Origin of the sequence: Mesorhizobium sp. M1396 (assembly GCF_040317725.1) — a bacterium.
Classification (GTDB): Bacteria; Pseudomonadota; Alphaproteobacteria; order Rhizobiales; family Rhizobiaceae; genus Mesorhizobium.
This window is the reverse complement of sequence record NZ_JAMYLA010000111.1, coordinates 1-6,766: the sequence shown is the minus strand read 5'-3', so window position 1 is coordinate 6,766 and position 6,766 is coordinate 1. Positions and strand designations below refer to the sequence as shown.

Here is a 6,766-nt window from a genome sequence, read left to right as displayed (position 1 = left end):
CCTCGAGGGCTTGCGCATCGCAGGGCTGGAAGAGGGCTAGCCATTGCGCGGACGAGACCCCGTGGTCGAGGTATGATGCAGCTCCTCGGCGAGGACGATCTCACACCTCCGAACGTCCATCGCCGATGGCCGCTTTGCGCCTCATGTCGGACGTTGAGGTTGGCTTGTGCGGGAGCAGAAAGCAGACATTCTGATGGGGTCGAAGAACGCCCGAAGGGCGACCCCTAGCTGACATTTGCCTCAGATATTTTCCGGCGTGACTATTTCGAAAGGGATTGACCGCTGAAGGGTGGCGAACGGTGCTTGTGGTCCAATGACATCAATCATGGTTTGGACAAGAAGGGCCGAGGTTGCGTCGAGCGGATGACAGAGAGCTGCAGTGATCAACCCTTCAGACAGTCCCTTTCGGGTTTCGGGTCCAATATCACGGCAAACCAGCTTGATCCCCGAGCGCTTCTCGAGAGTTGCCTCCCTTAGCGCACGGAGGACGCCGGTTATTCCGCCGCCGACGATCAGAATGCCCACAAGGTCGTCAGTCGCCTTCAGAAACTCGGCCACCATGCGGTACGCCTTAGCCGTTCCGGCGGCTCGGAATGCCCAACCGTCGTGATCATGGATGGGCAATCGGTGACTGAGGTCGGCGGAGCCCGCGGCATTGACGCCTTCAGGTGGGTAAGGGTCGAAAGCGACACATACTGGTCGATACGCTCGGCCTGCCGATCGCCAATCGCGTCGAGGCGCCGATATTTCGGACCGGCGCGCCGCTGTCTTGCTGACCGCCGGACTGAAGGCGATCTTTCCGGCGATCACCACCGTCATCGCCGATGCCGGGCATGAGAGCAAGAAACTCGCCCGCGCCCTGGCGGAGCAATAAGGTTGGCAGTTGCACATCGTCAAGCGGCGTCAGCGCGCCTTCAAGATCACCGGTTTGACCTGGATCGTGGAGCGCAGCTTTGCTTGGCTCGGACGCAATCGGCGGCTCAGCAAGGATTATGAGTGTGGTGTCCAGACATCCTAAACGATGATCAACATCGCAACCACTCGTCTCATGCTCAACCGGCTCGCAACAGGTTAATTTCCAAACACCCTCTCAGGTCGGTGGTCGCATCGCCGTCGGCGCGGCCGAAGACATCGCAGGGCCGATTCCGGAGCACCTCAAGGACAAGATCAGGATCGTGCTGGCTCGCCGGCGCAAGCTGACTGGGACCGCGTGGCAGCCTCTGGAACCCGGCGAAGGACTCGAAGGCGACGACTAAAACTATCTCATTGTGCCGTGGCATGATCCTGACGAGGAGCAGGCAGGGCCTCGGCTGTGATCGACAGGAGATCTTTCCTGGGACGCCGATAGCTGCAAGGATCTCGCGGAACATTGGCAAACTGTCGAAGCATTGCGCCGACTACCGGGGGCGGCCCGACCCCATGTGTTTCAGATCCGATGTCGGCTGCGTCAGGATCGCGGTGCCTCGGATCAACAGCCCCCGCCTGCTAGCGGGGAGAAATATGACGTCGAATGTTGCAGCCGCCCATGGCGTCATAGGCGCACGGCATTTAGCTCAGGCCCTTGAGAGAGGCCACTGAGGTCGATGCCTAGGGAAGGGTCACCGCGTGCCTCCGGGATGGCACTTCCGCTTGCGGCGGTTGCAAATCGCTGGGGCCTCGGGACGTTACGGAGGGAAGGCATGTGGGTCGATCCACGTCTCGCCGACGGCCCGAAAGACGTCTCCGCGGCGCTATGCAGCCAACTTTGTTGACCGTCGTAGCTATGGCTGAATCGACTTCTCGACGGTATGGAAACGGTATAAAGGCATAGGAGACAATGATAGTAAAGGCGGATTAACTAGCTCGGCAACGTATAATCAATTGAATTTATTAAGAAATATTTGGTGCCCAGAGGCGGAATCCAAGTGAAGAAAATCCCGTTTTCCTTTCAGAGACTTATACGAAGGCTAGTCGCATCTACTACCAACAGAAATACCAACAAAATATTTCTGTGGATTGGTTCGGTTCCTGCTATTCTCTCAATGCCTCGCACCTGCACCTTGTCTCTTCCGGTTCGGTCTAGATCCTTCTTGGGTTATTTATCATCATGCAGGGGGTCGAGTGAAGACCACGGCTGCCCAAGACCACTCAATGAGAACGGATGGCCGCTTGCGGCCCAAATGCGCCTGATGTCGGTCGTTCATTCGCTGTGCAAATGGTCCCAAAAGCCGCCGTCGTCTAAGCTAACCTGCTACGTCGCGCCTTACTTGCACGCCCTACTTTCAAGCGCTCTTCGTACTCCTTCCAAGCCATATAGTCTTCCTCGTTGTCAAAATCGGGCTGTGAGAAATCGGTGAGTTCATCGCAGCTTAAACAGTGAAACATCTGCGATGCGTCCTGAAAGTGCATGCCGCACAAGCAGCCACAAAACGGGCAGCACTCTTCAAGCTCGAGGTTGCTCCAGTCCCAGACGCCGAGATATTCAGGTGAGCCGTCACGATCGTGACCGACGACTTCAAAGGCATCTGCATTCTTTTCGACGAAACCCTTGATGCCCGCGCGTTTCAGATCCTCGAGAATGTCGGCGGGTTGAAGGTAGAACCACTCTCTGGCGCTACTCCCTCCATGCCGGCCAATGTTATGCGCTGCATATTTCTCGTGGAGCCGCCTTTCCGTTTCGGCCTCATTCTCCGCTTCGATCCACCCCACTACCTTTAGCGGGCGCGAGTTGCCGGTCTGTAAGGCACCTCGACGACCTCTAAGGTTCGTCGCGCGACCGATCTTCATCCGCCAATCGGCGTTATTCTCCTCGAGGATGAAATAAATGGGCATCGCTAATCGCCTCCCATGTCAAACAAGCTACGCGGCTCTTACGCACTCACATGTCAGACGTTAAGGTAGAATTTTCGTGCGCCCCGAAAATCGGCGGGGTATGCCCATCCTCTATCCGGCCGCCGCGCTTCACCATTCAATAGGCCGGACTGCAGGGGTCAGCGTGTAGGGTGTGCGCAGATATTGCATCCTGACTGCGAGATCCAACGATTTATGATAGTATTCCCGAAACGTCGCTGGCGGGCCGGGGAATGAGTTATGACTACGATGAGCGTAAGTGGTTTTTTGAACGCCGTACTGACAAGACGATAATTAGTAAACGTATTCCTGGAATGGCTCCCGGCCAGCATCTGCGTATCGCTACACACATCGTAGAAGGAGAGGCCGGCCTCGTATTTGGAACGATAAAGGACGAAGTCGTCCTCCGCCGAACGCCGGCCGGAAGATACGAGCTAAAGGCCACGTTCTTTGAGGACGATCGATCGATCTCATCGCTGACTATTCAGAAACATCTTAGTCGGACAGGACCGCACGATAAGCAGCATTTCACGCTGGTCGGGCCGGAGATCAACACGCTGATCGGGTTCCCCGCAGGCCTTGAGACCATACCGCTCGACGACGCGTCAAAGGTTCACGTATCGGATGATGTGGTGCGCGACCTGGTGCTTAACCAGGCGCAAGCACGTCGCATCTTCGAGAAGAATTCCGACGTTTTCCTCGAACTGGCCCAGAACGAGGAAGTGGCAAGAGATTTGGTTGCACTCGGATATCGCCGAAAGCAGCTCGCTCACTCCGATCGACTGCTTAACGACAACGCATTCTTCTCCGCAGAACGGCAACGGCTCGGGTGCCGACCGGAAGACGTGTGGCAACGCTTCTTCGAGGCCAACACATGGATATTTGGGTACGGCCTGTCGTACCAGTTTCTTTCTTAGCTTAACGAGAGGAAACTGGAAAAGATTGTGCGCGGTAACACGCTTGATGGCGCTGGAAAACGCGTCGATGGATTAATGAAGACCCGCGGCATTATCGGTTCACTGTGTTTTGTGGAGATCAAGCGGCACGACACGCCGCTTCTGGCTTCTTCGCGCTATCGCCCGGATACTTGGCAGCCTTCGTCCGAGCTTACCGGTGGCGTTGCACAGATGCAGGCAACGGTTCATGGTGCCGTCGAGCAGCTGGGATCTCTTTTGACGCCCAGCTCCGCGGACGGCGACCCGACCGGTGAAGCGCTATCAACATCGAGCCGCGATCCTGTCTCGTCATCGGTTCGCTGGCCGAATTTCAATTTGATCGTGGGACGAATCTCCCGAAGTTTCGCTCATTCGAGCTTCACCGGCGCCACACCAATCGCCCAGAAATTGTCACGTTCGATGAGTTGTTGGAGCGCGCGAGGTTCATCGTGGAACATGGTCCAGAGCAGATGGATCAAGGTTGATTGTCAACAGGGATGCTGCGTGTAGTTCAGGCCTCCGCTCACCGCGCTTGACTACCCATAATCCGACCTACCCGTGGTCGCCTGCTGACGCGCAACTTTTGGCTGTTAGAAGCCGACACGCCAGCTCAGGCCCACCCCATCGCGTTGCGAATGTCTCGGATACTTCAAACCAGCTGCCGTCATTGCCTGCACCATGGTTCTCGCCCATGCAGGAACATTCGCAATCGTGCCCAGTTGCGTTGAGGCAAGCAGGGGAACATTTCTCCTGCTCGCGGTACGGCTGAATAATGTAAACGCTGCGGTAGCGTACAAGCGCGCGATCGACGAAATCATTTAGCCAGGCTTTCGGCAAGTCCCAGCAACGCAGCTCCTCGATCCATTCCGGGCGATGCCGGCGTTCATTGCGCAGCCACTTGCGATTGCCTTCTCCGTAGGGCAACCGCACCCGTAATTTCTCGCCCTTACCGATGCGTCGCAAGATGACCGGGATGGCTTCTTGATTCCACACCCGCTTCAGCTGCGCGTCGTCGAACAAAAGGTCCATGTCATCTTTCCCCGAGCGGCCGTTATAGTACGCGTTCGTTGTGCCGCAAGCGAGGTCGCCCTGGCTGGCCTTGCGCCTTGCAGGAACGCGATGCGGTCGTCGAGCGCTGGCCTCGCGAGGAGGTCGCGCCGACCTATGGCCGCGTGAGGGCCGATCCAAGCTGCGGCATCGCTGCCGCTGACGCGCTCGCGGACCATGTGAAACCGCGCGAAGTCATCCTTTTGCCCGAGACCCGACACCCTCATTGCCGAATGCGGTGCAGCCGAAAAAGCTTCTCGAAGAAATCCGTGATCCTCGCCTCGGCACCGCTACCGACCAGTTCATTCGCGCCGAACCGGTAGACCTCATATCCTGCAAGGCGCAGTTCACGGTCAGCCGACACCATGTCGGCATAGACATTCAATGATGGGAGGTCGTTTTCCGAGAAATGGTGCTTGCCATCGACCTCGATCACGATGCGTTGACGGTTGCGAAGTAACATAAGGAAGTCCATGCGCTGACGCGGCAGAGGCAGTCGATGACGCAGGGTCTTCACCACTGCAGGGTCATAGTGAAGATAGACTTGCGGCAGGAGTGCGGGCAACTCCTCGCCGAGGGCGGAGCGATAGGACTTGAAGTAGGTCGCGAAAAGCTTGCGTTCCGCGTCCGAGGCCAGCGATTCCTGAAGGCGCGCCCCGAGTTTTGCGGCATCTGCTCCCGGCGCAACCTCGCCCCACCAGGCGACGAGCTCCGACCACAGAAGTCCGCTCGCGCCGATCGGCCGGTCGTAAACAAGGCAGCTCTCTTCGCCGGACAGTATGACGATGTCGTTGTTGATCGCATCGGCGAAGCCGATCTCCGGCTTTGGTCCCCGCGAGGCAAAGATCAGGTTCTTCGGCCTGCCACCGACCCCGCGCACAACAGAGCGAAAACTGAAGAGCGGATGACCGGAGATTTCGCCATCCTGGGCCAGCTCATATCCATCCCGCGAAAGGACCTTGTTCAGGGCAGCGACCGTCTTCGCCTGCTCATCGCCAGATCGGGAAAGGGGGTGAACAGCCTGTTCGAGCAAAGCGCCGAACCTGGCCCTTGAACAATCGAAGGCCCCGATCTCAGATCGAGCCGACGGCAACGCAAGACGAAGAGACCGTCTCGATCGCGAGCCAGGTAATCTAATGCGACAATACCGCAGATCCCGTGCTCGCGGCCGTGCCTCCCGCCACTAACGACCCATCAGCCGAACCGGACGGCTTGCGCTTCCGTGCCCGTGCTGCGGCGGACGCATGATCATCATCGCGATGTTCGAACGGGGAGGCAGTTGCTCAGACCGCCACACCATTTTGTGATGCGATCTTTCAAAGAACGGCAAGTTGAAGCGCCATAGCCGACGCCTCCCGCGAGATTCTGACCTTCCTATGCATTGCACCCACAGGTGAAGAGACCGTCGAGATGGATCTTTCGTTCAGAAGGAAACTGCCATGCGAACCACCGAACGTGATCGACCGCCTTCCGGCTGGTTTGTGGTCGACGTGATGCGCCGCGAAGCCCGGAAGTGGGACTGGACGGCGCTTATGACCGATACGCATCCTGATGACGATCTAGCACTACTTTGGCAGTTTTTAGCGACGGGCAGTTTTTGTGATTCCCAAGAGAGGGTTTGCGTGATTCATGGGAGGTCGGCTTATGGAGGGCCGATCAATGGACGTGGATTGGCAAGCCGATCTGGATCGCTGGCTCGCGCCGTTTGTCGCGGCGCTACGGCACAAGACGAGGGCGCGGATGTGTCCGGCCTATATCGCCGGGCTGATTGGTCCGGGAGATCGCAAGAGCGTTCAGCCGATGGCGGCGCGCGCTGGCGAGGTCGGCTACGATCAGCTTCATCATTTCGTCGCTGCCGGCGTTTGGGACAGTGCTCCCCTCGAAGCTGCCCTGCTGAAGGAGGCAGATGGTCTGGTTGGCGATGATGCCGGGTTTCTTGTCATCGATGACACGGC

The 6,766-nt window shown here is 57.8% G+C and carries 6 protein-coding genes and 1 pseudogene; 3 read left to right on the top strand and 4 right to left on the bottom strand.

Annotated elements, in window-relative coordinates:
- Nucleotides 1-240 precede the first annotated feature (240 nt).
- Nucleotides 241-561 (bottom strand): type 1 periplasmic-binding domain-containing protein, encoded by a 321-nt coding sequence (locus tag NKH02_RS33795; protein WP_352884145.1) that lies wholly within the window; start codon nt 559-561, stop codon nt 241-243.
- A gap of 1,656 nt (nt 562-2,217) precedes the next feature.
- Nucleotides 2,218-2,811, bottom strand: coding sequence for a GIY-YIG nuclease family protein (locus NKH02_RS33790; protein WP_023736263.1), 594 nt, complete (start codon nt 2,809-2,811; stop codon nt 2,218-2,220).
- A 251-nt stretch (nt 2,812-3,062) separates the two neighbouring features.
- Here NKH02_RS33790 and NKH02_RS33785 point away from each other — a divergent pair, with 251 nt between their 5' ends.
- Together NKH02_RS33785 and NKH02_RS34660 are read left to right on the top strand one after the other, a co-directional pair.
- A complete protein-coding gene (locus tag NKH02_RS33785; RefSeq protein ID WP_050591525.1) occupies nt 3,063-3,746 on the top strand; it encodes a hypothetical protein in 684 nt (227 codons plus the stop codon).
- Between the two features lie 27 nt (nt 3,747-3,773).
- On the top strand, nt 3,774-4,274 hold the full coding sequence (locus NKH02_RS34660; RefSeq protein ID WP_156933225.1) for a Shedu anti-phage system protein SduA domain-containing protein: 501 nt from the start codon (nt 3,774-3,776) through the stop codon (nt 4,272-4,274).
- 42 nt (nt 4,275-4,316) lie between these two features.
- Here the strand turns inward: NKH02_RS34660 and NKH02_RS33770 are convergent, their stop codons facing one another.
- Nucleotides 4,317-4,793, bottom strand: coding sequence for a hypothetical protein (locus tag NKH02_RS33770; RefSeq protein WP_023736264.1), 477 nt, complete (start codon nt 4,791-4,793; stop codon nt 4,317-4,319).
- 241 nt (nt 4,794-5,034) lie between these two features.
- The gene (locus NKH02_RS33765; RefSeq protein WP_280813643.1) at nt 5,035-5,904 is read right to left on the bottom strand and encodes an AbiJ-related protein; all 870 of its coding nucleotides are present in this window, start codon (nt 5,902-5,904) and stop codon (nt 5,035-5,037) included.
- Between the two features lie 529 nt (nt 5,905-6,433).
- On the opposite strand from NKH02_RS33765, the pseudogene NKH02_RS33760 reads away from it, so the two are divergent.
- Nucleotides 6,434-6,766, top strand: a pseudogene (locus tag NKH02_RS33760) (transposase); the annotation flags it as partial.